Genomic DNA, 23,855 nt, shown 5'->3' on the forward strand with positions numbered 1-23,855 from the left:
TGTTCTGTCGCAAACCAGGCACCAAGCGCGAACAATGGTTCCGGATAATCATCCGAAGGCAGTTCGTTCGGGGAAACAACGGTGCAAAGCAATAAATTTTACAGGATTTCTTAAGCCGGTTTTGTCAGGCCTCTGTTTAGCCTATACTGAATTACAGAATGGGGATAACTCCGATATGATTCTACAACGGCGACATCCCTCCGCCACCATTGTCAAAGTCCTGTGGAGGGCTATGCTCGGCGCGCTGTGCGCCGTGGTCGGTTCCGTCGGTCTTGTACTTGTATTAAATTTATTGATGCCGGATCGACCATTTTTGGTCGGATTTGTCGGTGCAGCACTTATTTCCGCATTTGTGGCCTTTCCGCTGCTTTTTGCCTTGCAGCTCAAAAACGGCGTCGTCCGCAATATGCAGGAAAACGCCACCCAGGCGGCGCGCTACGACAGCGTGACGAAGACGCTGAACGGTACGGCCTTTGCCGCGGCCGTCGAGCACTTTGTCGACCGGCGCAAGCATTCCGCCGCCGATGCCGGCGGCATCGTCATCGCCGTCATCGTCGATACGCTCGACGACATCGGCCGCCGCTACGGGCTGCAATGGGCCGACACGGTGATGCAATCGCTTGCCTCGATCATCCAGTCCTCGGTTCGTCGTGGCGATCTCGTGGCACGGCTCGCGACCAACGAACTCGGTATCTTCCTTCCTGGCGCCACGATCGAAAACGCTCACGACATCGGCACCCGCATCCGCGCGGGCGTCTCCGCGGCTACCTTCAGCGCCGACGGCGCGCCGCTTTCCTTCGCCATCCGCCTCGGCGGCATCTCCTTCGACGGCCCGGCCGACTTCACCCACCTCCGCCAGCTCGCCGACCAAATGGCCTTCGAGAACGACGACGAAAGCGATGGTTTCCCGATCAGCGTGCTGCCGGCCGCGTGAGAGGGATAGCGCAAGCGCACCCTTTCGAATGCGTTCTCGTTGGCCCTCTGAATATTGGACCTAAACATTAATGCGCCGGCTTCTGTAAGCTGAACTCAAGCGACCACCGCCAAGCTCGGCGAAGCGCGCAAGCGGGCTATGTCGCGCGCCGGCGATTCCCCAAAGTGGCGGCGATATTCGCGACTGAACTGCGTCGGGCTTTCGTAACCCACGCGGAAAGCGGCAGTCCTGACGTCGATGCCCTGGACCAGCATCAGGCTGCGCGCGTCCTGCAACCTCAGTTGCTTCTGGAATTGCAGCGGCGTCATCGCCGTCACGGCGCGAAAATGCTCATGCAGGCTCGACGCACTCATGCCTACTTCCGCAGCAAGCCGCTCGATGCGGAACCGTTCCCGGAAGTTCTTCCCGATCCAGGCGATGGCACGGCCGACCTGAGCCACCCGACCCTGGCCGGAGGTGATGTGGCGCATCCTGGCGCCGTCCGGGCCGGCGAGCAGATGATAGAGGATTTCTTGTTCGGCAAGCGGCCCGAGCACGGGCAGCGCCGCCGGATCGTCGAGCAGGCGCAACAGGCGTAGGGACGCGTCGAGCAGACCGGCGCCGGCGTCGGACACCTTCTTGCCTATCGGCGGAGACGGCGCACCCTGCGGCGGCGACACGCGCAACGCCAAATCCCCTAGCATGACCGGATCGAAATCGAGATACAGGCAGAGATAGGGCTTATCGGGCGTCGCCTCGACCACATGGCCTATCGCCGGCAGATCGTAGGTCACGACCCCATACCGCCCTGGTGCGTATCTGAAGACGCGGTCGCCCAGCGTGACCTCCTTGCGCCCTTGTGCGACGAGGCACAGTTGCGGCCGGTAAACATTCGGCATCGGCATCGTCACCGTGGAGGATCGAACAAGCGTTACACGCTCGAAAGGGGTGGCCTGGAAGCCATCCTTCGAGACGTGTCGGGCAATGACGGCCGCGATTTCGTTCAGTTTTTCCATGAACCGGACCATCACATGCGAGCGGGAGGGCGGCAAGGTGAACCCGTGGAGTTTCTGGAGGATTAGGCAGCAATCCCCGCGCATCAGGCTAACCGCTCGGCGGCGGCACGCGTCATAGTGTCAGCGGCGACTAGGTCACAGCAAACCAGCCGCGCAACAAATATGGAGCAAACATGACAACTAATAATCTGAAGATTCCCACGATCGCACTGGGAACCTGGGCCTGGGGCGACTGCGGCGAGACCGGCGACGGCTACTTCGGCAGCCCTCTGAGCAAGGCTGGCCTGGAGGAGGTCGCCGACAAGGCGCATGCAGCCAACTTCACTTTGTGGGATACTGCTGTGGTATATGGCATGGGCCGTTCAGAGACCGTACTCGGGCAGGTACTGAAGCGCTTCGCGCGCAATCAATATCAGCTCTCCACTAAATTCACCCCGCAGGCCGCGGAGACCAGCGATGATCCAGTGTCGGACATGCTGGAGCAGAGCTTGGCCCGCCTCGGCACCGACTACATCGACCTCTACTGGATTCACAATCCAGCCGACGTGGCGCGGTGGACTCCGCACCTGATCCCGTTGCTGAAGAGTGGGAAGGTCAAACATGTCGGCGTCTCGAATCACAATCTGGGCGAAATCGAGCTCGCCAACCAGATCCTCGGAGAAGCCGGGTTCCGGGTCGAGGCTATCCAGAACCACTACAGTCTCCTCTATCGAAGCTCTGAGCAAGCTGGCATCCTGGACTACTCCCGCAGCCACTGCATCCCATTCTTCGCCTATATGGTGCTTGAACAGGGTGCCCTGACCGGCAAGTACAGCTCGGAGACCCCGCTGCCGCAAGGAAGCAGCCGGGCAGAGACTTATAATGCCATGCTGCCTCAGCTAAAGGCGCTGACGGACAAGCTCGCCTCAGTCGGCCACAGCCAAGGTGCGGCAGCTCCCGATGTCGCGACGGCGTGGGCCATCGCCAAGGGCACAATACCGATCATCGGTGTCACCAAGCCTCATCACGTCGATGGTTTGGTCCGGGCCGGCAGCATCACTCTTGCCGGTGACGACATCGCAGAGCTGGAAATGCTTGCTGAGGCCGCTGATGTGAATACCCGCGGCTGGTGGGAAAAGGAGATGCAAGTCTGAAGCTCCGCTTTCCCAAGATGACCGCCGTTCCGACCAACACGGTCGGCGATCATCTCGCATCTGCCTCTGGCGCAATGAGCTGCCGCGTTCAAATTGCGCCAGACAGCCGCTCTCGGGATCGGCTTGCCGCCTGCCCCCAACGACCAGACGGAGCGCGATGCCGCAACGACGAAGGTTTGCCAGAAGCCGACATTCCCACGCCTGTTCACCTCTTTAGCATCAATCACGCTGTCTACCACGCGCTGCCTGAGACCTAAGTCATTTCGTCGGCTTAGTCCGCGCGGTCAATTTATTTCGATCAGGATCGCGAAGATACGCGACGAACGCCCCGTTTGGTCGCTCCGCAGGCGGGCTCTCGATCGCTGTGCCGCCATGCGCGATACCGGCGGCATGCCAGGCGAGAACGTGATCTTGGCTCGCGGCGGCTATACCGATAGTCCCGCCGTTCGCCGCGGTTGCGGGCTTGCCGTCGATCGGTGTCGTGATCATCAGCCGACCGCCCTCATGGACATAGATCAGCCTTCCTCTCGCATCCATCTCGCCCGGATTGCCTCCCAATGCAACGAACGTGGCGTCGTAGAAGCTCTTGGCTCGCTCCAGGTCGTTGCTTCCGATCATGATGTGCGTGAACATGCTTCATCTCCAGCATAGTATCCAATGGGTCCCATCCAGGCCAATCTAACCCAGCCATGGGTCAGCCGCAAAACTCTCGACTAACGCCGCACTTGTTTTCCGGATTTTTGCACATCGCAGAATAGGACGCTTCGCGCCGGCCGCAATGTCCGGTGTGGATAATCGTTGTCACTCGATTGCGATCGCGCGCGCCGCGGCAGCGACATGGTGCGCCTCGAGGACATTGGATTAACGGACAACTCAATTTCGGATCGGGAACTCGCAAACGCTGTCGCCAAGCATAAGTCGATGTTTCGCCGAGAAAGCGATTTCGGATTTCAGAATCACTTCAGCTCAATCACCGAACGCTACTAGCCCGACACCTCTACTCACCGCCCTTTCGAAAAGATCGTGCATCTCCTCCAATGTGTTAAGTTTTTGCCGATTTGCTTCTAATTCGCGTGCATATGCCGCTAACGTCCCAGCAACACCTTTACCTGCCGGAGCTTCAGCATCGAAACCGCGAAATACGCGAGATCGGCGCCCGCCTGGCGGCGCTTATTGAACAGGTAGCAAATAAACGGTGCGCATCGAGATCAAAGGAACCCGCGAGTTCTAGTCCGTCAGGGTTTGAGGTACGCATTTAGTGAAGCGATCCACATCGTAGATATGCAGCATATCCAGTCAATTCCAAAGCTCATGGCGCCCTGGGCGGGCAAGCCTCAGGTCCCGACAATGCGCATAAGGTAAATGTCAATCTAGATGCGGCCTGCGGCTTGACAAGCCTTGCCTTGCCCTAAGGATCTTGAGTAGCAAAGCGACTGGGAGAAGCCAACAAGAAGAGCAGGTGTGCAAGACACCTGCACGTTCAAATATGCCATCTAGATATTGCGGAAATAAGAAAGCCGCCGGATTTTCCGTGGAACACTCGGGGTCGACTAACCGTTTAGGCGGAAGACAATCCAGGAGGTTCTCATGAAACACTTCGCTATCGTATCACTCGCCCTCGTGCTCGCAGGTCCGGCTTTCGCGCAGTCTGCGGCCGAGAAGACCGGCGTCAATTCCCTGATCGGCGTTGCGCCAAAGACCGATGACTTCGTTCAGGAAGCGGCGACCAGTGATATGTTCGAGATTGCCTCCAGCAAGCTTGCCTTGGAACGCGGTGACGCTGCAACAAAAGCATTCGCCCAGCAGATGGTGACCGATCATCAGAAGACCACCGACGAACTCAAGGGACTGGTTGCAAGCGGCAAGGTGAAGGCATCGCTTCCGACAGCCATGACATCCAGTCAACAAAGCATGCTCGATAAGTTGAACGGGCTTCAGGGCGCAGACTTCAACAAGCGATATCATGCCGATCAGCAATCCGTTCATGAGGACGCGGTCGATCTCTTCAAGCGCTATGCCGAAGGTGGTGACAATGCCGATTTGAAGGCGTGGGCCGCCAGTACGCGTCCGGCTCTGGAACACCACTTGCAGATGGCGAAGGGCCTCAACAAGTAGGCTGCAGGCATGACAGGAGGAAAATCATGACCGATGAAGAAGCAAGAAAGCTGCGCGCCTATCAACTTTGGGAAAGCGAGGGGCGCCCCGAAGGTCGGGATCTTGCGCATTGGTATCAGGCCGATGACGGCGAGACCGGGGTAGCGGATCAAGACGCTCGGTACGTGCCATATGATCCTGGTGCAGCGGCCGCGGGATCGCTTGTGATCAAATTTTATCATTCCGGCGATCAGATTCGCGGATACGTTCGCAAGATTGCCGAGACGGGCGAAGACGATACGATATTTCCTGGCGAGGAGATGGAGCCCGAAGCCGCTTTTAAACTTGCCGAATCCCACAATGGAGGTAGCGGCAAGCCGATTTTCGTAGAGCTCGTCGAGGGCGTCGAATGGGATCCGTCATGGGGCGCGCTCGGCCGTGGTGATCTCGAAACGAGTCTAGTCGAGACAGATGACTCTCGCTCTGCGGATAATCCCACCACCGCGCGCCGTCGCTCCCGTGTAGCTCGAGGGGCTGGAAAGGGACTGGACCGTGCGATGGGCAAGACGCAGCCTACCCAGGGAACGATCGAGACTGCAAGCCCAACCGTCCAGGAGCCCAAACGTGGCAAAAAATGAAAGCCCGCCCAAAACGCAAATCGAAAGGGACGCCAGAGGCCAGTCCGAAAGCAACCACGCTGGCGGATCCAACGACGGCGTCAGCAGCGCCAAGCCGCGTGTCATCACGCATTCCACCGACGCGACGGTCAGCAAGAAGCCGCCTGGCAAGGACAAAGACGCAAAGGACTGGGACGTCCATTACGACGAGCGCGATATGAATGACGGTGAGTTTCGAGGATAGAATGCCACTTGAAACAACGCCTTCCAGCGTAAGCCGGACTTCTAAGAGGCGCGATTGCCCGGTTAACTGCCAAGAGGCGTAATTTGATAGGAGAGCCTGATGCACGTCTCAACCTTCCTGCGCCTGTTCGCCGACCCTCATTCCGCCATTGTACCCTTGCGCCACCCGCAAAGTAGTTTCTGTTCGTAGGGTTCGTCGTGAAAAACTAGGCCTTCTTGCTGGGAGCACTCGGCGACGCCTCTGCAGCATCGCCTTGTCGCACGGCCCTCCCGATTCGTGAGGGAGGCGTGCCCAGCGCCCGTCTCCCGTGTGGGGATAGTACTGACCTTGCTTTCCGACCATCGGCTTCGATCGATGTTAGGATGCCGACCATGTTTGTGATGGCGAAATTAACCGAAGCAAAGGCAAGGCACGACCCATCGCACGGCACGATCGGCACTCCACCTCAACCTTGTTTGGCGTCCGTTTCGATTTGCCGGCTCGTATGAGCGATCAGCAGCGGTCTACGTAACGGCGGCCATAGCGATCACGGTAATAGCATTGGCCCGGCTGTCCCGCGACATTGCCGATGAGTGCACCGGATACGCCACCAATCGCAGCGCCCACCGCCGCTCCTCGAACGTTCCCCGTGGCGACGCCCCCGACCACGGCTCCCGTAGCAGCTCCAATCCCAGCACCTTGCTCCGTCGGCGAACATGCCGTCAGCAGTGCGACCACAATCCCAGCGCTGAACACGTGTCTCATCTTCGTCTTCCTTTCGAAGTTGGTTCAATCTCAATGCATCTTATAGGCGAAGTGACATTTAAGCCGCCAATCTCCATGCGAGCAGGCACGGTACTTTCCTCGCTATTTGTTCAGATCCTTGGCCATCTGAAAATGGTGTTCAATGGCAGGCCGCGTGCTCGCCGCCCATGCCTTCAAATCAGCATTGTCACCACCTGCTGCGTAGCGCTTGAAGAGATCGACAGCCCCCTTGTGAACTTTTACTTGATCAGCATGATATTGCTTGTTGAATAGCACCCCCTGCAGACCGCCGAGCGTCTTCAGCATAGCCTGCTGGCTTGATGTCATGGCATTGGGAAGCGCTGCTTTTACCTTCCCTGAAGAAACCAGTTCTTTGAGCTCACCGGTGGTCTTCTGATGATCGGTCACCATCTGCTGCGCAAAGGTCTTCATGGCGTCGTCACCTCGCTTGAGCGCAAGCTGACCGGCGACGATTTCAAACCTATCGCTCGTCGCTGCCTCCTTGATGAAATCGCGAGTTTTCGGTGCGACGCCGACCAGGGAGTTAACCCCCTTTTTTTCGGCGGCTAAGACCGCCAGAGCAACGATAGCGACGCGTTTCATCGGAATCTCCTCCGTTCGCTGTCGTTAGAACAACTGAATGACCGAAGAGTTCCCGGGCAAGAGGATTTGCGATTGCGGTAGTGAACCTCCGATGGTTTCGTGGTCGTCTCGCGGTAGATCGGGCTGGGCGGCGGCGACCGAACCGCGCAGGTAATTGCCATCCTTTACAGCGCTGATACATTCCCATGTCTCAACCCGAAGGAGCCACCATGCAGATCGATCTCACAGGAAAGACGGCTGTGATCACCGGATCCACAGAAGGCATTGGCTACGCGATGCCAGTCAGCTGGCGCGAGCTGGTGCGGACGTCGTGGTAAACGGCCGCTCAGAAGACAAGACCACGAAGGCTGCCGAACGCTTGAAAGGCGAAGGAGGAAGGGGGAGCGTGATGGCCGCCGCAGCCGATCTCTCTACCAAGGAGGGTTGCAACGCGCTGGTGGGCGCGGTCCCCCATGTGGACATCCTTATCAACAACGCCGGCATCTTCCAGCCGATCGATTTCTTTGACGCTGAAGACGACGTCTGGGACCGCCATTGGCAAGTGAACGTCATGTCTGCCATCAGGCTGGCACGGGCGTACCTCCCTGGGATGGAGAAGCAGAACTGGGGCCGTGTTATCTTCATTGCATCAGAATCCGGCTTCAACATTCCGGTCGAGATGATCCACTACGGCGTCAGCAAGACGGCTGATATCGCAGTCGCCCGTGGTCTTGCGAAACGGATGGCGGGCACTGGCGTCACCGTGAACTCAGTACTGCCCGGTCCAACGCTCACCGAAGGCGTCGAAGCGATGCTGGCAGAAGAGCGCGCGAAGACCGGTAAACCCTTCGAGGAACTTGCTACCGCCTTCGTCAAGCAGCATCGCGGCAGCTCGATAATTCAGCGCGCGGCGAGCGTAGAGGAAATTGCCAACCTTGTTACCTATCTGGCGTCGCCACAGGCGTCTGCAACCACCGGCGCATCCGTTCGCGTCGACGGTGGCGTCCTCGACACGCTTTAACCGGCGAGCCAATCTGACAACATCTACGCAGGCGAGTTTTCGCGCCTGCGATTGAGGTGCTACCTAACAGGGCTTAGTGACCCAGCCACCGGTATTCGGCAATGGACGCCTTGCCGGATTTCTTGTCGTACAAGCAAATCAGATTGACCATCTTCTTCGACTTGCCGCTCTTCTCACGAAGAAGGATCGCAATCTTGCCCGTGGCGTCGTCGAAAACAACAGGGGCGCTCGCTTCCGGAGAAACCATCCGTGACTGACCGATGCAGGTACCGTTGGCCTTTGCGAAGAGCGCGTTCCAAGCGGCGTCGCTCGAAGCACTGGCGAGCTGGGTCAGGGATAGCAGACCCGCTGCGGCGGCAAAGGTGAATTTCAGCATCGATTTTCCTCGTGTACATTTCGAATCGCGCCGGACATCGGCCGCCCGTCATTTGCCGTAAACGATGGCGGTATCAGGGCTGGTGGGGACAAGAGCCGCTGCTCGCCTTCCAGTCCAAGGTGGCCCAGCGTAAATATCGCTGGGCGCTGTACCAGCTTGACCTCAATCCCCGCCACTATGACCCGCAGTTGGTTCAAAATAGCGAACCATTTCGCAGGTCTGTCTCCACCCGGCTGAGTGACCGCCGGGCGGAATGAAGGCCAAAACGGGGCGGAACTCAACAACCCACAGCCAGCGATGATAAGGCAACCATTGCTACAGACTAAGTCACTCGACCGGCTTGATCGAGGTGACGATTGCCTTGACTTCAGCGTCGTGCTTGTCTTCTTCGCCTTTGTCTCCCCAGTACGTCACGACGAGAGCGTTGTCAGCATTCACCTGTACGATTAGCAAGCCTATGCTAACGGGACCATCTTCGTCTTTACCATCCCACTCCAAAGTGGCCATCTGCAAACCATTGACGTCGGTGGTGGGCGTCTCCTTTTGAGTCGAAGTGTCGATCGTTATTTTGTTTTTTGCCAGAAAGTCGATCGCACTGCTGACAACTTTGTCGATGGATTTATCGCTGGCGACTTCGGCTGAAAGATAGACCGCAGAATCGTCCGAGGTACCCTGGACGCCGCCGCCCTCGGTTTCCTCCGGCTTCCAGCTATCCGGGATGGTGATACTTGCAACCGGCTTGTCACCAGGAAATGTCAAGGTCGCGGCGTGCGCCGCGATGGGAGACGTTAATGCAAGCAAGGCAAATGCGATAATTTTCTTCATGATAGAATCCTTAGAGCTTAAAACCGATATGCGGCATAAGCTTCTAAACACAACATATTAAAATCGTGACTACTCTGGCGACAACGCAGCAATCTTTAAGAAATAAGTCCAACCAACACATTCTGTTATTACTTGCGCATCCACTCAGACGTTAATCTGCAGTTGCAGATCACCTCTTCATCCTCGATCACGGCGCAAGGATAGTTTGGTCGCGGGTGTTAAACGCCACCGTGAATGGCCGATAGATATCTTAGTTGCATTTGCCGCGTCATAGGCCGCCGACGGCATCGCACGATTGCAGAGATACTTATGTGGCGAGACGTGACGTGCTCTTGAATGAAGCAGATCAGCAACCCTGTAGATAGACATTCATTCCGCAGAAAACGCGTCCCAGGATCTTGGCTCTCGGCCGATCCCAGGGCGACATCGCGCTAGGCACGGCCATCGGCGATATGATGTCGGAAGCCTCGGATAGCCTCACTATCCGGTGGTGGTGTGGATGGGAGACGAATGGAGGGGTAGCTGACTAAAATTTTTAATATAGTCTTTTCGGTTAGAACGTGCGGGGTCATGCCTGACCTCACTCCAGATTCAGTTGAGCGAAGCAACGTCGCACCATAAAGGCCGCCCTAGCGGCTGTCTGATCGACTGCCGATCCGCAACGTGTGAATATAACACGGGTATCAGCCGAGACCACGCTTAGGCATCTTGACCCAACACGAATTCATTCGAGATAGACCGTTAATGAGTAGGGATTCCTTTCGGATGGATCGGAATGACGCTGGAGGCAAGCCGCTTGGGCAAGCACCGGTTCTCGTCGGCTTGCCTTCTAACGCTGCCAACACGCCAATCTGCGTTTTTGCGTATGTCAAACCATAGCGCGTTAATCTCGGTGTTCGGGCATCGCCTTCAGCTGATCCTTGGTCCAAGACGTCACGCCGTGAATCTCGCCGCTTTCGTCGCGCATAAAATCGAGATCGGTCACGCGAACCGAGACCGGCTTTGCACCTATGCCAAGAAAGCCGCCGACGTCGATCACGATACTACTAGCACTACCAACTCCATGGACGTGATCGACTGTTCCGATCTTATCGTCATCAGCTCCGTAGATGGACGCGCCTTCCAGATTAGCTTGTGTTAGTTCATCCTCGGTCAGTCGAATGTGATTGCTATGGTCCATGATCATTCCTCCATTTGGTTGTGCATTGATGTCAATGGTCTATAATTATTTCCATTCGGCGAATGCAGGCTGTGACGGGTTTTCTTGTTCCGCGATGCCGCTGTCGAACATGGTCGGGCAGGACGTTCGATCGTGTCGTCGTTGATCATCGTCACAATTCTGGCTGAGTGAAGATGGGATCGCGGGTAAAAAACCCTCCAAGCGAACGTCTTCTGCTAGCGCGACGGCCAGATCGCGCCAAATTGATAACTATCCAAGTCATTTCGAGATCGGATCGCCTGGAGTGATACGTATCTCATCTTTCATGATCGATCGTCATTGTGATATACCCGACTTGATCCTCTGTTGTCGCTAGTCACACCGTCGCATGGTCTTTGTGACACGATCACCATTTTCATCGGTGCGAGTTATACTTTTCGTCATGCATCGGCCGCGATCGTTGTAGCGCTCGTAGCGATCCCGGTCACGGACGGATCCGACCGTAATCCCTTCTTCGCCAATAGTTACACTTGGGTGATGGCGATGATGACGATAGACTGACTCATCTGAAGGTCGACCGATAATTACCTCGTCGGCAAATACAGGCACAGCGGTCATCCCGATTGTAAGGGCAGCTGCACACGCAACAACTATCTTTCGCATTTGCATATCCTCCTTGATTCTCATCTAGGTCAACGGACAGATTAGAATAATGTTCCCACTTTCGAGAGTGTCGGTCGCTTCGACATAGGATTGCGTTTTGATCCGGTTTGCTCTTGATGGGATCCAGAGTGATGGCCCATTAAGCCAATGGACGCCAAAAGGCCTGACTGTATGTAATACTGTGTTTCATCACACTTGAGCTGGAGCGATGTATCGCCTTTGGCGCTGCTCCTAGGCCTAACGCGGCTTATCCGCAAATTGGGAGTGCGCTTGGATGTAGTCCCAAAGCCGGTTGGCGACCGGCCCATGCGGGCGATCACGGCGCCGCGCTGCCACAAGCTCGATATCCATGCCCGGGAAATGCCGTCCCGTGATGGGCAACAGGCGCCCGTCACGCAATTCTGCCTCGACCATGAAGTGTGGCAAATGTCCCCACGCCATGCCGCGAAGGACGACCTCCTTCTTCATCGCGTGATCGGCGACTGTACATTGCGGCGCACCCTCAACCACGTAGAAACTGGGTTTTGCAATATTCCGCGCCGTGTCTCGGATAACGCATTGGGTCAACCCACGCATTTGTTCGGGAGTGATTAGTCGCGAGGATGTGAATGGCAGGAAGCCCGGGGCAACTAACGGCACGAAGGAAATCGTGCCGAGATCGATCCATTCGAGGCGCGGATCGGATTTGTCGATCCAATGAAGGATCAGGTCGGCTTCGTTTTCGAAAAGCCGCTCGGACGGTCCCCCGATCGTCTCGAAATGTAGATCAAGCCGCGTATTCGGAAAGCCGGCGAAAAATCCGTCAAGCAATTGCAGGCCATTGTGCAATGGGCAGGTGTCGCCGAGGACCACGTGCAGATGTGTCTCCTCTCCCATTGTGAGCTGACGGGCATGCACCCGTAGCGCTTCCATTTCACCGAGCAGGGCCTGCGCCTTACGATGAAAGGATCGGCCGGCCTCGGTGAGGCCGACGCGATAGCCGCTGCGATCGAGCAGGGTGACGCCGAGGTTAGTCTCGAGCTTGGCGATGGCTGCAAACACGGCCGTATGCGACCTATTCAATGCGGACGCTGCGGCTTGAAAGCCGCCTTCGCGGACGACCGCGTCGAAACACTGGATTTCCTGGAGCGTGAACGGATGCATTGTATATTATTATTACAATGTTTTTTCGATCTTTTCAATTTTTTCTGAACGAGGCGAGAATTAGCGTCGAATTGTTCTAGGCAACGTCCGCTACGTCCCGAGCCATGTTTCGCAGTAGCGCGGAAGGCGCCAACATCAAAAGAAGGACCAAATCGATGACGATTAATTCCGCAGCGTCCGCCACGCTCAATCCCGAGGTGCCGGCAGCCTTGTCATTCTTCACCACCGGCGACGGCGTCCAGATCGCCTATAGGATCGATGGGCGGGACGACCGTCCGGCGCTTATCCTTGCCAACTCCATTGCGACCACCCTGCATATGTGGGATCTCCAGATTCCCAAATTTGCCGAGCATTTCCGGGTCATCCGCTATGATTATCGCGGCCATGGCGGCTCGGACGTGCCGGCTGGCGCGTACTCCGACGGGCGGCTCGGACGCGATGTGCTGGAGTTGATGGGTTGGCTCGGGATCAAGAGGGCGCATTTTCTCGGCCTGTCCCTCGGCGGCTGGGTCGGGCAATGGCTCGCCATCCATTCACCGGAACGTATCGAGCGTCTGGTCCTCAGCAATACATCTTCCTACCTCGGGCCGGCCGAAACCTTCGACAAATCGATAGCCGCAACGCTCGCAGCGCCCGACATGAAGGAAGCAGCCGAGACCTTCCTCGGCAATTGGTTTCCGAGCGCGATGATTGCGGCGAACGGACCCGTCGTTCGCCAGTTCCGGGAGATGTTGCTAAACACACCGCGCCAGGGCCTTGCCGGCCTGTTTGCCGCCGTGCGGGACGCCGACATGCGTCGCACCGCTGCCCTCATTCAGAGCCCGACGCTCGTGATCGCCGGCGAATTTGACACCGTGACGTCGCTTTCTATGGGCGAAGCAATCGCCAGTACGATCCCCGGCGCGAGGCTGAAAACCTTTCCTGCGGTACACTTCTCCAATATCGAGTACTCGCAAGTCTTCAGCGAAGAGGTTGTGGCTTTTCTCAACCAGACATCCGCCTGAGGTTCTTGCCCAGATCCTGCTCGAGCCCAGAAAGCGCCGCCTGCTATGCAGGCGGCGTATGTGGAGGTTCCAAACCGACGTATATCTCGCTTGAACCGGTTCGGAGAAGGCTTCGCGGTTGCCTGAACCGCGTCAGCCAATGCCGTCGTACGTGACGTAGGCCATCATCCCCGTCGCCATGTGATACAGGTGATGGCAATGAAGCGGCCAGTGGCCGGGATTGTCGGCGTCGAAGGCCAGGATGACGCTCGCCATTGCCGGCAGAAGGACCGTGTCCCTGACTGCGCCCGCGACCGGTATTCCGTTGATACCGATCACCTGGAAATGGTGCCCGTGCAGGTGCATCGGATGCGCCATCATCGACGTGTTGGTGATGGCGACCTCGACCCTTTCACCGCGCTTGACGACGAGACCGTCCGCGCCGTCAATCGCCCAGTTATAGGCGGCCATGTCGCCGGTCAGCGAAAGTTCGAAGCGGCGGTCCGCCGGGCGTGCCGCCAGCGGGCTGATTGGACGCAGCCGCTGTTCCAGATCGAGGCCGAGAACCGGTCCCTTCGCATCGCCTTCGACCGCAATCTTGCGGATGGCCGCGCCCGCGCTGGCAAGGATGATACCGGTACGCTCCACGGCTCCCTCGCGCAGGCCGAGGATGGGAAACGCACCGCCGTCCTTTGGAAGGCTAAGAAGGATGTCGAGGCGCTGGCCCATCGAGACCGGAAAGGACGTGCCGGCGACTGGCTGCACGCCCTGGCCGTCGACAGCGATCAGTTCCCCGGAGAGGCGACCGGTGTCGATGGTGAAGGCGGTCGCAGTAGCGCCGTTGATGATGCGGAGACGGACCCGACCGCCCTTCTCGACTCTTACGACCTCGGGATCGTCGAACGTCCGGTCATTGGCGAGGTAAGCGTCGTAGTCGATGTCATTGAGGTCCATGGCCGCCATTCCCGGCATCGCCATGCCTGACATGCCGTTGCCGGCGGACATCATGTGCTGCATGCCGGCCATGCCCTGCATCGAACCGTGGTTCATCGGCATGGCGCCCAGCACGGCGTTTCCCTTCAGCTTCGCTAGCAGCTCCTCCGCCGGTAAGAAGGAAAAATCGTGGAGCAGAACGACGACCTCCTGCTCGTCCCGCCTTTTATCGTCCGCAGTCCGTACGATCAGCGGAGCGGCGAGCAGGTTCTGCTCCTGCAGCGTATGCGCATGCATCCAGTGCGTGCCACCCGTGCCGACCGGAAAGGCGTAACGACGGGTTTCCGACGGCGTCAACAATGCGGCCGGATTGTCCGGCACGCCGTCGGTCGCCCAGGGCGGCGTCAGCCCGTGCCAGTGGATCAGGGTCGGTTCATCGATGGCGTTCACTAGCCCGACGTCGAATTCGGTTCCGGCGTCCAGTGTCAGTCCTGGCGTTCCGTCGGGCTGGAGAACACCGAAGACACGAGCGGACCTGCCTTTTACATCGATCGTCCTATATCCGATGGAGAGAATACTGGACGCTTCCTGTGCGGATGAGGTTTGGGCGTCCTGCGCAAAGGTGCGGATGGGACGGAGAGCGGCCGATGTGACGAGCGCTGCCGCGCCGACCATCAGGCCGTTGAGAAAATCACGGCGGTTCATTGTATTGATCCTTGGGTCGAGGTCGGGCAATGCCGACCATTGGTCTTGGGCGTCCGAAGGGAGGCCCATGGAATCGACCGGGCGCCGCTATGGTGCGGCCCGCGGCACCTTCAGACCGAAAGACGAGGAGGACCAAGCATGGGCGGAAGCGCCAGACCGCTGCCAGTCTGGTCAGCCCATGCAAAACGGAGGAAGGAACTCATGGCAGCGGGAGCATCCTCCCTATCGACGACCGCCAGGACGACGCAGAAGGCACACCGAACGGCACAGCAGCCTTTATGGTCGGGTGTATGGAAGCCGCTATCGGACGAAGCCTGCGTGTTCCTCAAGACGGGAGAATGCACGAAGCTGGACTGTTGTGCATGATCCAGACGGTCATGACATGCCATCGCCTGCACACTTGCCACCGGCGCGAAGAGAAGCGCAAGCGCGACCAGCAAGGTCAGCATCGCGTCCATCCATGCGAACCTGCGGCGGTCGGCGGCCATGTGTGCGGGTCCTTTTCCCTGATCAGCCGAAGTGTCGGCTGATTGAATCCCACCGCCACGTTGCGAAGATTAAATGAGGACAGACCGAGGCAGATTTGCGGCCATGGCCTGTGTAGATCCCATTCCGGAGCGACGAAGCCGAGCGGCATCCACAGCAGGAATAAGATGGCGCGAAAACGGCAAGCGTCGCGCCACGGGAGACATGCGGGGCGCAACCGAAGAACTCTCGGAATATGAATGTTCGCCGACCCGTCGCGTCGGCCGCCATTCCTACGCTTCGGAGCGTGTCTTGAGCTTCACACCGCGCCGACCTAGAAAAACGATTCCCAGCGCGGCCGCGAGCACGTAAACAGCCACCGCCAAGACCGTCACACTGCATAAGGCGTTCGACCAGTTCGCAGTGAGAGCTACGGCCGCACTCGCCGCGGCGACGCCCAAAAGGCTGCCGAGTTGACGCAAGGCGTTCAACAGGCCGGACGCAACACCGGATGCCGTTTCAGGAACCTGTTCCAGCACAACCGCGATCATCGGTGGCACGGAAGCGGAGGTGCCCATTCCGAACACGGCAAGCGTCGCGATGATCCCAAGCCAAGACGCGTGAACGACAAGCATCTCTGCGGCCAGAGGAGCTGAAAGGGCGGAGAGGATGAGACTGCCCGCCATGAGGCAGTGCTTCGGCATTCTCCCCTGAAGCCTGCCGGCGATCACATTACCGGCCGACAGGCTTGCCGCCACGGGCAGCATGGCGAACCCGGTTTGGCGCGCGTCCAGCCCGTATGCGCCATGCAGGTAGAGACTTAGGACAAACAGCATTCCGAAATAGCCGACATAGACGAGACACCCCACCAGATTAGCGGCAACGAAGACGGGATTGCGGAACCACATGAGCGGGACCATGGGATCGGGAACCCGGCTCTCGATCAGGGACCAACCGATTGCCGCGCTGGCAGCAATGATGCTGGCAAGCCAGACTACCGGCGACCCGATGCCCCATGTAGGATATTCGATCGCGGCGAAGCAGAGGGCACCTAACGTGACGATACTGAGGAACTGTCCGGCCCAATCAAACCGCCGCGCCCGCTGCGCGGATCGGTCCGGCACGATCCACGCCGTCAGGGCGAACACCAACATGCCGGTGGGCAGGTTGACGAGGAAAACGCTCCGCCAGCCGAAGCTGCCAACCAGCACTCCACCAGCGACCGGGCCGATCGCGGCCGCGACCGAGGCGATTCCGGCCCAAGTCGCGATCGCCTTTGCCCGCTGTTCCGGATCATTAAAAACGCCACGCACAATGGACAGCGAGGCGGGTAGGAACAGGGCTGCTCCCGCGCCCTGTGCAAAGCGTGCCGCGACGAGCCACGCGACTATGCTGGCTCCGCCGCATATCGCGGAGGCGGCTGCAAATAGCGCGAGGCCGAGAAGGTAGACGCGTTTTGCGCCCCAGCGATCGGCGAGGATGCCTCCGGCAAGGATCAGCGCCGCCATGCTGAGTGTATAAGCGTCGACAATCCAGGCGAGACCGCTGACCGTCGCATTGAGATCGGCGCGCATCGCCGGCAAGGCGACATTGACAATGGTGGCGTCGAGCACCGCCATGAACATGCCGCCGGCTACGAGCCAAAGAACCAGTCGGCGCCGCTCAAGTGAAATAACCTCGTTTTCGATACCAGAAGCATCGGCTTGATTGCTCTTCAATATGTTGCATTCCATCATCGGACACCTCCTGTCCGATTCAATTTTAAGGTTGATGATGATGCGATAAAGCAGAGTATATGCTTTGCTATGATGCACAAATGCATCGATCGTTTTGGAGGAGGTTGCCTATGCCGAACTGGGATCATGCCCGCTTCTTCTTGGCTCTGGTGCGCAGCGGCACGCTTCGCAGCGCCGCACGCCAGCTGAATGTTGATCAGGCGACGGTGGGACGACGATTGGTAGCGTTAGAAGATGAACTCGGCGCGCGGCTGTTTCTGCGAACGCCGTCGCTTTATGTGCTGACGCCCGCAGGCGAGGCATTGGTCGAGCCCGCGGAAGTAATCGAGCGATCCATCGTGCAGATGGAGCGGCGTGTTTTGGGGCTAGACGAGCGACTGACCGGATCTGTGCGGCTTGCGACCACCGACTCGCTCGCAAAGCGCTATGTCCTTCCGGCCATCGCCAGCATACGAAAACAGCATCCTGGTATAGAGGTCGATTGCCTGACCTCACAGGACATTGCCAACCTGACCCGGCGCGAGGCCGATATCGCCATTCGCACGTTGCGCCCAGAAGCGCCCGACCTGATCGTGCGCCGTCTTGCCACGCTGGAAACGGGTATATACGCCTCGCGAGCTTATCTAACGTCGCGCGGCACCCCGGTTTCCGGCAGTGATTTCACGGGCCATGATCTCGTCGTCTACCGGCAGAAGGCTGCTCCGACGGGTTGCTCCGCGCTTTGCGGGGAACCGGCCGCGAGTGGTAGGGTTGTATTGCGGGCTTCGTCGTCCGTCACACTCGTCGATGCGGCGGTTGCCGGTATCGGAGTGGCAGAACTACCCTGTTACCGCGCCGATGCCGAGGCTGAATTGGTAAGGATCTTCCCCGATCGTTCTGCTGATTTCGATGTCTGGCTCGTCGCCCATGCCGATCTTTACAAGACCGCGCGAATTCAGGTCGTGATTGATGCTCTTGTCCAGCAGTTCGATCCGAAGATCTCTTAGGTGCGGTAGCGGACGTACCAACGCGCTTCTCGCGTATTTTACCCTTAGCGTCGGCCGCGATGACCGACCGTGGGGTGGCGGCGCGTCACCTGGCCTCGCCTTCACCTATGCTCCCGGGTCACGGCGGGTAACATGCCGAACGGATATTGGGACTTGAAGCAGCGCCCTGCAGATCGCTGCGCGGGATACAACTGACTTATCGCACTGGCCGCTCAATCCTGACATCATGCTCGCTACGGCACCGGCGCAAAAATAGAACTCTGGTCGCGGCTCCGGTTTCAAATCAGGTAAGTTTCGAAAGTGCGACAGCCACGGCCGCGAAATCGGAAAGCTTGGAGAGTAGCGGCCGGTCGGAAAACCGGGGCGGCAGGTCCTCCACGGTGAAGCAGGTCAAGAAAAGAAACGGTATCTTGGAAGCAGCAAGTTTGTCCGCGATCGGATAACTCTGTTCCTCGTTGAGCTGTATGTCGAGGACTGCGGCAATCGGTCGGACAGATTCCATCAGTTCTAAAGCACGGTCAACGGAAGGGGCCGGCCCGACGATATCGTAACCCTCTTGCCGAAGGACATCGGCGAGATCAGCGGCGATGAAATATTCATCCTCGACAATCAAGACAGCATTGTTATCGGTCACCTTCACTCCTTACTTTCCAGTGGCAATTCAATGTGAACGTCCAAGCCCTCAGGGTGAAAGATGGTTTCCAACTTGCCCCTCAATCGAAATTCGATTTCTCCGTGAATAAGCTCGAAGCCGAATCCGTTGCTCCCCCGGTCCTTACACGGAGGACCGCCTACCTCGCGCCAATCCAAGGTGAACGTCTGTCCATTGCCCTCCCAGAACACGTCGACGCGACCGTCCTCTTTGGAAAAGGCACCATATTTCGACGCGTTCGTCGAAAGCTCGTGTGCCACCATTGCAAGTGACAGCCCAATTTGTGGCCGCAGCCGCAATTCCGGGCCTGTGAGGGTGAAGTTGCTTTCGCCAAAGGGTCTCAACTCTTCTTCGAAGATGGCCTTCACTGAGGCGTCTTTCCATTTGTCTTTGGACAAGGTGCCATAAGCGCGGCCCATCGCCTCCAACCTGCCAAGAAACGCAGTGCGGAAGGATTCGATAGAAGAGGAATTCGCCAGTGTTTTCTTCGCGATTGCGCCCACGACCGCCAACATGTTTTTTACGCGGTGGTTCAACTCACGGATGAGGACCTGCTGGTGTTGCTCTGCCTCGGCAAGGTCGGTAACGTCGACCAGCGTAACAACCACCCCGTCGATCCGATGTCCCTCTGTGCGGTAGGGAATCAACCGAACCTGATAGTGTTTTCCTTTCGCATCCTTCGCGAGATGATGATCCAGCATCTCGCCGCTATCGAAGACACCCTGGATATCGTTCTTCAGATTTGGATAGTCGAGCTGGCTGGCGAGGTCGGTGAGCGGTCGTCCGACATCGGAAGGCCGCAAATTGAAAAACGATGCGGCAGCAGGGGTGAAGGTCCGGATTACCAAGCCTCGGTCCAGGAAGATCGTGGCGATTTGCGTGCTCTCGAAAAGATTGCGTAAGTCACTATTAACGCGATCCAGTTCCTCGATCTTGGCGTTGAGTTCGGAATTGATGGTGTTCAGCTCCTCGTTCAGCGACTGGGTTTCTTCCTTGGAGGCTTCCAGCTCCTCGTTGCTTGATTGCGCCTCTTCATTGACGGAGACGAGCTCTTCGTTAGAGGACTTCAGTTCCTCAAGGGCTGTCTCATATTCTTCGATAGTGGATTGAAGCCGCTCCTTGGCGTCGCGCAATTCCGTTTCCAATTCGCCATTGCTGTCATCGGAACTGGTGCGATGCGTGCTCGGTTCCTTGTCCTCCGCCGAACCTTTTTCTTGGAAAACGATGAGATAGAGAGGCTCGACACCATCGCGTTCTTTCATCGGCTCGATAGTGAAGTCGACGAGCGAGCCCCGTGCGTCCTCAGTTTCGACGACCAAGTTGTGTCGGCTGGTCGGCTGCTGCCTGGCAACGCAGTCCCGAAGGGCCGCACGAAGATCGAGGCGCAGACCTTTCCGGGCAAGCGTCAGCAACTGACGGCTTGGAACGCCCTGGGGCGTCTCCAAAAAGCGAGCCGTGCCCGAAGAGTAATAGACTATGTCCGCTTCACCGTTGACAACGATATGAACCGGCGCGAAGCGCTCCAGAACTCGCTTCTCGACTTTGGCGCGCAGAGAAGCACCGTTCTCCCGCGACTGGAAGGAAGCGCCTTCGGGAAACATCAGGGACCGGTTCTGTCCCAACAGCGACGGAATGCGCGGCATCTTGGTGGAGTGCTCCCGCGCCTGGTAGATGCGATGCTTCTTGTCGATCACATTGAAAAGTTCTGTATGCTGACCAATGCTTTCCGAGCTTCCGAGAAATAGGTACCCGCCAGGCTTCAACGAATAGTGAAAGGTCGGGATGACCTGCCGCTGGATGTCTGGACCGAAATAGATCAGGAGGTTGCGGCACGACACCATGTCCATGCGAGAAAACGGCGGGTCCTTGATCACGCTGTGCGGCGAAAATATGCAAAATTCCCTGATCTCGTTCGTGATCACATAGCTTGCGCCGTCAAGCTTGAAGAAGCGGCGCAGCCGCTCCTGGGACATGCCCCCAAGGAGCGCCTCCGGGTAACGGGCGGTTCTGGCTACCGCAAGCGCTACCTCGTCGATATCGGTTGCGAAAATATGGATTTTAGGCGCGGCCGTTACCATGTCGAGATGTTCGCGAAAGAGAATGGCCAGGGAATACACCTCCTCGCCAGTCGCGCAGCCAGGCACCCATATGCGAATTGTGTCTCCGGCTCCCTTGCCCTTGAACAGATCGGGCATGACCCTCTGCTGCAGCACGCGGAAGGCGTCCTCGTCCCGGAAGAAGTCCGTCACGTTGATCAGAAGATCGCGAAAGAGGTGATTTACCTCCGATGGCTCAGTTCGAAGCAACTCGACGTAATCCGCCAGAGATTGCAATTGCGTGACCTGCATACGCCGTCGAACGCGTCTGAAGAACGTGTTTGTTTTATAGCCGGAAAAGTCGTGACCGGAATGTGTCGTCAAAATCGCGCAGATGTCCTGATGCGCGCCGCGGAGCGTCGCACCGCCCTGATCGTCGCTTACGTTGCTGACGTCCCCAAGGGTTGCAAAACTTTTTGCGAACGCTACCAAACGCGTTGCCATTTCCTCAACGGGGATCGCAAGATCGATGACACCGCTGGAGATCGCCGACTGCGGCATGCTGGGCTGGCGCGGCGCCGAGCCGTCTGGTGCCTGGGCAAGCGTAAGCCCACCTGCCTCGCGTATCGCCTTCGCGCCAAGCGTACCGTCGCCATCGCCTCCCGATAGAATGACGGCGGCAGAATGCTCGCCCTGATCCTGAGCAAGCGACGCAAGGAACACGTCGACGGGCTTGCGTTCGGGGCGAGCGCGGTCGACCGGGATCATCTTCAAACGGCCGTCCTTAATTGTCAGGACGGCATCATTTGGCATGACATACACATGATTTCGCTCGACCGGCATGTCATCGTCGGCGACGACAATGGGCATCGGCGTGAACCGAGCGACGACTTCGTGAAGAAGGCTGACCCGATCCGGATTGAGGTGCGTGACGACAACGAGAGAAAGGCCCGCATCGGCTGGCATGCTCTTGAAGAAGGCCTGTAGAGCCGGAACCCCACCCGCAGATGCGCCGATGCCTATAATCGGGAACTTGGCAGCAGACATCTGATCTCTCCTCTGGACACTTTCGCATAGCACCTCAGAGACCGGGCGGGGAGGTGGGGGAAGCTCTTCCCATCTTACCACTGTTTGTTTCTAATGCTTGTGCCTAGTGTATGCGCTGGGCTCGCGCCCCTGCCAAGTAGTTCAATCGCCTCTTGCACGACCTTGAGTGCCGCCTGCGATCTATCCTCGGCAATCTCGTGCTTGTGGGTTCTTAGCTTGTTCCGAAAGCTCAGCAAGTGGTTGCCAGAGGGGGTTACCCTCGTGCCTTGCCTTTCGCGATGACAAACGCAGCGACTTCGCCAGGAGATTAAGGGCGTCGAGACGTTCGGCAAACGTCATCGCTGATAACATCTTGGGATCGGGCATGGTGTCTCCATCGGGTGGAGCTGATCCGAAGGATGACCGGAAGAGTTGACTTGGAACCATTCGCCGAAACAGCCGGCGTCTGAGAAATAGGACACGAGAGCAGAATGCAATTGGTTGGCCCTGACGCAACTCGGTTTCGATGAAGGGCACCTTTTTATTCGTGCAGAAGCGTCAGCGCGGACGAGATCTTCGACTGAGCGCGGTAGTGTGATCCAACCGGTAATGCAGTCTGCCGGACTTTTTCCAGCGCATCCGAGCCAAACAACGGACCTGAACGATGGCACATTGCTGACCGGCCGCTCGTTCCCAGATCGGCCCGCTGATTACGATACCGCTTTCGGAGCGGCACAAATCGCCGTCCCAACGATATTCGCTCTTCGGCCAAACCAAAATTTGGCAAAGCGCAATGATCGCGACGCCGCTTCTTGAAGGGGTTCAACGTGGTCCTAATTTGGGCCAGAAACCGCCAATGGCGACTTGCCGATCTCGGAAAAGATCCAGTCGCGAAACGCCTTGACTTTTCGCTGCCGGATGGCTTCCGGAGGGTAGACGAGATAAAAGCTGGACCGTGCCTTGAGTGCGTGCTCAAAGGGCCGGATCAGGCGCCCGGCCACAAGATCGCCTTCGATTAGCGTAGTTCGACCGAGCGCGACACCTTCTCCCTGTACGGCAGCTTCGATTGCGAAGGTGTAGGAATCGAAAGCTAGGCCACCGTTTGAGCCGATGCCCATCACTCCGGCGCTATCGAGCCACGCCGCCCAATCGATCGGATAGTCGTCGCGAATGAGGGTGTGGTATTTGAGGTCTTCAGGCGACCGCAACGGGTGTTCTCCCTCCATAAGGCGCGGACTGCAAACCGGCGAAACATCTTCACCCGCCAGGAATTCGCTTGTTAGCCCTGGATAGTCCCCTCCACCATAGCGGATGGCGACATCGATGCCATCACCCGAAAAAGTGGTGAGCGTGCCCGTGGTCGAGACGCGAACGTCGATCTCGCTATGAGCCCGATGGAAGCGGTAGAGCCGCGGCACGAGCCATTTGCCGGCGAAGCCGCCAGAGGTGCTGACGGTCAGGGTCGTGTCGGAACGGCGCGTCGTCGCAACGGTCGTGGCCACGGCCAGTTGGTCGAGCGCTTCGCGAACCGCGCGGGCGTAGGGCTCCCCGACCGCAGTCAGGCGGACGGACCGCGTCCCGCGCTCGAACAGCGTAATCCCGAGCTGCTGTTCCAGATTCTTGATCGCCCGGCTGATGGCGCCATGCGTGACGAACAATTCCTCTGCCGCCTTGGTGAAATTCAAATGACGTGCTGCCGCCTCGAAAGCCGGCAGTGTCGTCAGGGGTGGGAGCTTACGTGACATGCTTTCCCTGTGAGCGTTGATCACAAATCGTGGACTATTACTCGTTTGTCATCCAGCC

General features: G+C 58.1%; 22 protein-coding genes and 1 pseudogene. 9 read left to right on the forward strand and 14 right to left on the reverse strand.

Features of this window, described 5'->3' with window-relative positions; all coding sequences use genetic code 11:
- Positions 1 to 34: 34 nt before the first annotated feature.
- Positions 35 to 934 carry a diguanylate cyclase domain-containing protein gene (locus HGP12_RS16150; protein ID WP_246703430.1) on the forward strand — a complete coding sequence of 300 codons (900 nt, stop codon included), beginning with the start codon at positions 35 to 37 and terminating at the stop codon, positions 932 to 934.
- A 95-nt stretch (positions 935 to 1,029) separates the two neighbouring features.
- Here the strand turns inward: HGP12_RS16150 and HGP12_RS16155 are convergent, their stop codons facing one another.
- Positions 1,030 to 1,929 carry an AraC family transcriptional regulator gene (locus HGP12_RS16155; RefSeq protein ID WP_168879246.1) on the reverse strand — a complete coding sequence of 300 codons (900 nt, stop codon included), beginning with the start codon at positions 1,927 to 1,929 and terminating at the stop codon, positions 1,030 to 1,032.
- Positions 1,930 to 2,102: 173 nt separating this feature from the next.
- On the opposite strand from HGP12_RS16155, the gene HGP12_RS16160 reads away from it, so the two are divergent.
- Positions 2,103 to 3,062 (forward strand): aldo/keto reductase, encoded by a 960-nt coding sequence (locus HGP12_RS16160; RefSeq protein WP_168879247.1) that lies wholly within the window; start codon positions 2,103 to 2,105, stop codon positions 3,060 to 3,062.
- Positions 3,063 to 3,320: 258 nt separating this feature from the next.
- Here HGP12_RS16160 and HGP12_RS16165 read toward each other — a convergent pair whose 3' ends face one another.
- Positions 3,321 to 3,695, reverse strand: a complete 375-nt coding sequence (locus tag HGP12_RS16165) for a VOC family protein (RefSeq protein WP_168879248.1) — start codon at positions 3,693 to 3,695, stop codon at positions 3,321 to 3,323.
- Between the two features lie 954 nt (positions 3,696 to 4,649).
- Between HGP12_RS16165 and HGP12_RS16170 the strand changes: the two genes are divergently transcribed.
- Genes HGP12_RS16170 through HGP12_RS16180 form a run of 3 tightly spaced genes read left to right on the forward strand, consistent with a single transcriptional unit; the run spans position 4,650 to position 6,017 of the window.
- Complete coding sequence (locus tag HGP12_RS16170) at positions 4,650 to 5,177, forward strand: DUF4142 domain-containing protein (protein ID WP_168841476.1); 528 nt, start codon at positions 4,650 to 4,652, stop codon at positions 5,175 to 5,177.
- A gap of 26 nt (positions 5,178 to 5,203) precedes the next feature.
- A complete protein-coding gene (locus tag HGP12_RS16175; RefSeq protein WP_168879249.1) occupies positions 5,204 to 5,794 on the forward strand; it encodes a DUF2934 domain-containing protein in 591 nt (196 codons plus the stop codon).
- Positions 5,795 to 5,813: 19 nt separating this feature from the next.
- A complete protein-coding gene (locus tag HGP12_RS16180) occupies positions 5,814 to 6,017 on the forward strand; it encodes a hypothetical protein (protein WP_168841635.1) in 204 nt (67 codons plus the stop codon).
- A gap of 492 nt (positions 6,018 to 6,509) precedes the next feature.
- Here HGP12_RS16180 and HGP12_RS16185 read toward each other — a convergent pair whose 3' ends face one another.
- Positions 6,510 to 6,761: a YMGG-like glycine zipper-containing protein gene (locus HGP12_RS16185; protein ID WP_168841478.1), complete on the reverse strand. Its 252-nt coding sequence runs from the start codon at positions 6,759 to 6,761 to the stop codon at positions 6,510 to 6,512.
- A gap of 102 nt (positions 6,762 to 6,863) precedes the next feature.
- The gene (locus HGP12_RS16190) at positions 6,864 to 7,364 is read right to left on the reverse strand and encodes a DUF4142 domain-containing protein (protein ID WP_168879250.1); all 501 of its coding nucleotides are present in this window, start codon (positions 7,362 to 7,364) and stop codon (positions 6,864 to 6,866) included.
- A 209-nt stretch (positions 7,365 to 7,573) separates the two neighbouring features.
- Here HGP12_RS16190 and HGP12_RS16195 point away from each other — a divergent pair.
- A pseudogene (locus HGP12_RS16195) lies at positions 7,574 to 8,364 on the forward strand (SDR family NAD(P)-dependent oxidoreductase).
- A gap of 73 nt (positions 8,365 to 8,437) precedes the next feature.
- On the opposite strand, the gene HGP12_RS16200 reads toward HGP12_RS16195, so the two are convergent.
- The 3 genes from HGP12_RS16200 to HGP12_RS16210 all read right to left on the reverse strand — a co-directional run bounded on the left by HGP12_RS16200 (position 8,438) and on the right by HGP12_RS16210 (position 10,745).
- Positions 8,438 to 8,740, reverse strand: a complete 303-nt coding sequence (locus HGP12_RS16200) for a hypothetical protein (RefSeq protein ID WP_168879251.1) — start codon at positions 8,738 to 8,740, stop codon at positions 8,438 to 8,440.
- A 327-nt stretch (positions 8,741 to 9,067) separates the two neighbouring features.
- Positions 9,068 to 9,565, reverse strand: coding sequence for a histidine kinase (locus HGP12_RS16205; RefSeq protein WP_168841482.1), 498 nt, complete (start codon positions 9,563 to 9,565; stop codon positions 9,068 to 9,070).
- An 883-nt stretch (positions 9,566 to 10,448) separates the two neighbouring features.
- A complete protein-coding gene (locus HGP12_RS16210; RefSeq protein WP_168879252.1) occupies positions 10,449 to 10,745 on the reverse strand; it encodes a PRC-barrel domain-containing protein in 297 nt (98 codons plus the stop codon).
- 345 nt (positions 10,746 to 11,090) lie between these two features.
- Here HGP12_RS16210 and HGP12_RS16215 point away from each other — a divergent pair, with 345 nt between their 5' ends.
- Entirely contained in the window at positions 11,091 to 11,285 is a 195-nt protein-coding gene (locus HGP12_RS16215; protein WP_168879253.1) for a hypothetical protein, read from the forward strand.
- 339 nt (positions 11,286 to 11,624) lie between these two features.
- On the opposite strand, the gene HGP12_RS16220 is transcribed toward HGP12_RS16215, so the two are convergent.
- Positions 11,625 to 12,530, reverse strand: a complete 906-nt coding sequence (locus HGP12_RS16220; protein WP_168879254.1) for a LysR family transcriptional regulator — start codon at positions 12,528 to 12,530, stop codon at positions 11,625 to 11,627.
- Between the two features lie 155 nt (positions 12,531 to 12,685).
- Between HGP12_RS16220 and HGP12_RS16225 the strand changes: the two genes are divergently transcribed.
- On the forward strand, positions 12,686 to 13,534 hold the full coding sequence (locus HGP12_RS16225) for an alpha/beta fold hydrolase (RefSeq protein WP_168879255.1): 849 nt from the start codon (positions 12,686 to 12,688) through the stop codon (positions 13,532 to 13,534).
- 132 nt (positions 13,535 to 13,666) lie between these two features.
- Here the strand turns inward: HGP12_RS16225 and HGP12_RS16230 are convergent, their stop codons facing one another.
- The 3 genes from HGP12_RS16230 to HGP12_RS16240 form a co-directional block, all read right to left on the reverse strand.
- On the reverse strand, positions 13,667 to 15,151 hold the full coding sequence (locus HGP12_RS16230) for a multicopper oxidase family protein (RefSeq protein WP_168879256.1): 1,485 nt from the start codon (positions 15,149 to 15,151) through the stop codon (positions 13,667 to 13,669).
- A 110-nt stretch (positions 15,152 to 15,261) separates the two neighbouring features.
- A complete protein-coding gene (locus HGP12_RS16235; protein WP_168879257.1) occupies positions 15,262 to 15,639 on the reverse strand; it encodes a hypothetical protein in 378 nt (125 codons plus the stop codon).
- 270 nt (positions 15,640 to 15,909) lie between these two features.
- Complete coding sequence (locus HGP12_RS16240; RefSeq protein ID WP_168879258.1) at positions 15,910 to 17,352, reverse strand: MFS transporter; 1,443 nt, start codon at positions 17,350 to 17,352, stop codon at positions 15,910 to 15,912.
- Between the two features lie 110 nt (positions 17,353 to 17,462).
- Between HGP12_RS16240 and HGP12_RS16245 the strand changes: the two genes are divergently transcribed.
- A complete protein-coding gene (locus tag HGP12_RS16245) occupies positions 17,463 to 18,338 on the forward strand; it encodes a LysR family transcriptional regulator (protein ID WP_168879259.1) in 876 nt (291 codons plus the stop codon).
- Positions 18,339 to 18,621: 283 nt separating this feature from the next.
- Here HGP12_RS16245 and HGP12_RS16250 read toward each other — a convergent pair whose 3' ends face one another.
- From HGP12_RS16250 to HGP12_RS16260, 3 genes are all read right to left on the reverse strand, one after another.
- Positions 18,622 to 18,972, reverse strand: coding sequence for a response regulator (locus HGP12_RS16250; RefSeq protein ID WP_168879260.1), 351 nt, complete (start codon positions 18,970 to 18,972; stop codon positions 18,622 to 18,624).
- Between the two features lie 2 nt (positions 18,973 to 18,974).
- A complete protein-coding gene (locus HGP12_RS16255; RefSeq protein ID WP_168879261.1) occupies positions 18,975 to 22,073 on the reverse strand; it encodes a CheR family methyltransferase in 3,099 nt (1,032 codons plus the stop codon).
- Positions 22,074 to 22,885: 812 nt separating this feature from the next.
- Complete coding sequence (locus tag HGP12_RS16260; RefSeq protein ID WP_168879262.1) at positions 22,886 to 23,797, reverse strand: transcriptional regulator GcvA; 912 nt, start codon at positions 23,795 to 23,797, stop codon at positions 22,886 to 22,888.
- Positions 23,798 to 23,855 lie beyond the last annotated feature (58 nt).

This window comes from Rhizobium sp. P28RR-XV (genome assembly GCF_012641385.1).
In the GTDB taxonomy this organism is placed as follows: domain Bacteria; phylum Pseudomonadota; class Alphaproteobacteria; order Rhizobiales; family Rhizobiaceae; genus Rhizobium.

What these genes read in the sequence shown, in the direction of transcription:
- HGP12_RS16255 (WP_168879261.1), bottom strand. Translation starts at nt 22,073, where the DNA reads ATGTCTGCTGCCAAGTTCCCGATTATAGGCATCGGCGCATCTGCGGGT.
- HGP12_RS16150 (WP_246703430.1), top strand. Translation starts at nt 35, where the DNA reads ATGGTTCCGGATAATCATCCGAAGGCAGTTCGTTCGGGGAAACAACGG.
- HGP12_RS16225 (WP_168879255.1), top strand. Translation starts at nt 12,686, where the DNA reads ATGACGATTAATTCCGCAGCGTCCGCCACGCTCAATCCCGAGGTGCCG.
- HGP12_RS16190 (WP_168879250.1), bottom strand. Translation starts at nt 7,364, where the DNA reads ATGAAACGCGTCGCTATCGTTGCTCTGGCGGTCTTAGCCGCCGAAAAA.
- HGP12_RS16235 (WP_168879257.1), bottom strand. Translation starts at nt 15,639, where the DNA reads ATGGCCGCCGACCGCCGCAGGTTCGCATGGATGGACGCGATGCTGACC.
- HGP12_RS16210 (WP_168879252.1), bottom strand. Translation starts at nt 10,745, where the DNA reads ATGGACCATAGCAATCACATTCGACTGACCGAGGATGAACTAACACAA.
- HGP12_RS16240 (WP_168879258.1), bottom strand. Translation starts at nt 17,352, where the DNA reads ATGATGGAATGCAACATATTGAAGAGCAATCAAGCCGATGCTTCTGGT.
- HGP12_RS16175 (WP_168879249.1), top strand. Translation starts at nt 5,204, where the DNA reads ATGACCGATGAAGAAGCAAGAAAGCTGCGCGCCTATCAACTTTGGGAA.
- HGP12_RS16155 (WP_168879246.1), bottom strand. Translation starts at nt 1,929, where the DNA reads ATGGAAAAACTGAACGAAATCGCGGCCGTCATTGCCCGACACGTCTCG.
- HGP12_RS16200 (WP_168879251.1), bottom strand. Translation starts at nt 8,740, where the DNA reads ATGCTGAAATTCACCTTTGCCGCCGCAGCGGGTCTGCTATCCCTGACC.
- HGP12_RS16245 (WP_168879259.1), top strand. Translation starts at nt 17,463, where the DNA reads ATGCCGAACTGGGATCATGCCCGCTTCTTCTTGGCTCTGGTGCGCAGC.
- HGP12_RS16205 (WP_168841482.1), bottom strand. Translation starts at nt 9,565, where the DNA reads ATGAAGAAAATTATCGCATTTGCCTTGCTTGCATTAACGTCTCCCATC.
- HGP12_RS16220 (WP_168879254.1), bottom strand. Translation starts at nt 12,530, where the DNA reads ATGCATCCGTTCACGCTCCAGGAAATCCAGTGTTTCGACGCGGTCGTC.
- HGP12_RS16165 (WP_168879248.1), bottom strand. Translation starts at nt 3,695, where the DNA reads ATGTTCACGCACATCATGATCGGAAGCAACGACCTGGAGCGAGCCAAG.
- HGP12_RS16170 (WP_168841476.1), top strand. Translation starts at nt 4,650, where the DNA reads ATGAAACACTTCGCTATCGTATCACTCGCCCTCGTGCTCGCAGGTCCG.
- HGP12_RS16160 (WP_168879247.1), top strand. Translation starts at nt 2,103, where the DNA reads ATGACAACTAATAATCTGAAGATTCCCACGATCGCACTGGGAACCTGG.
- HGP12_RS16260 (WP_168879262.1), bottom strand. Translation starts at nt 23,797, where the DNA reads ATGTCACGTAAGCTCCCACCCCTGACGACACTGCCGGCTTTCGAGGCG.
- HGP12_RS16230 (WP_168879256.1), bottom strand. Translation starts at nt 15,151, where the DNA reads ATGAACCGCCGTGATTTTCTCAACGGCCTGATGGTCGGCGCGGCAGCG.
- HGP12_RS16185 (WP_168841478.1), bottom strand. Translation starts at nt 6,761, where the DNA reads ATGAGACACGTGTTCAGCGCTGGGATTGTGGTCGCACTGCTGACGGCA.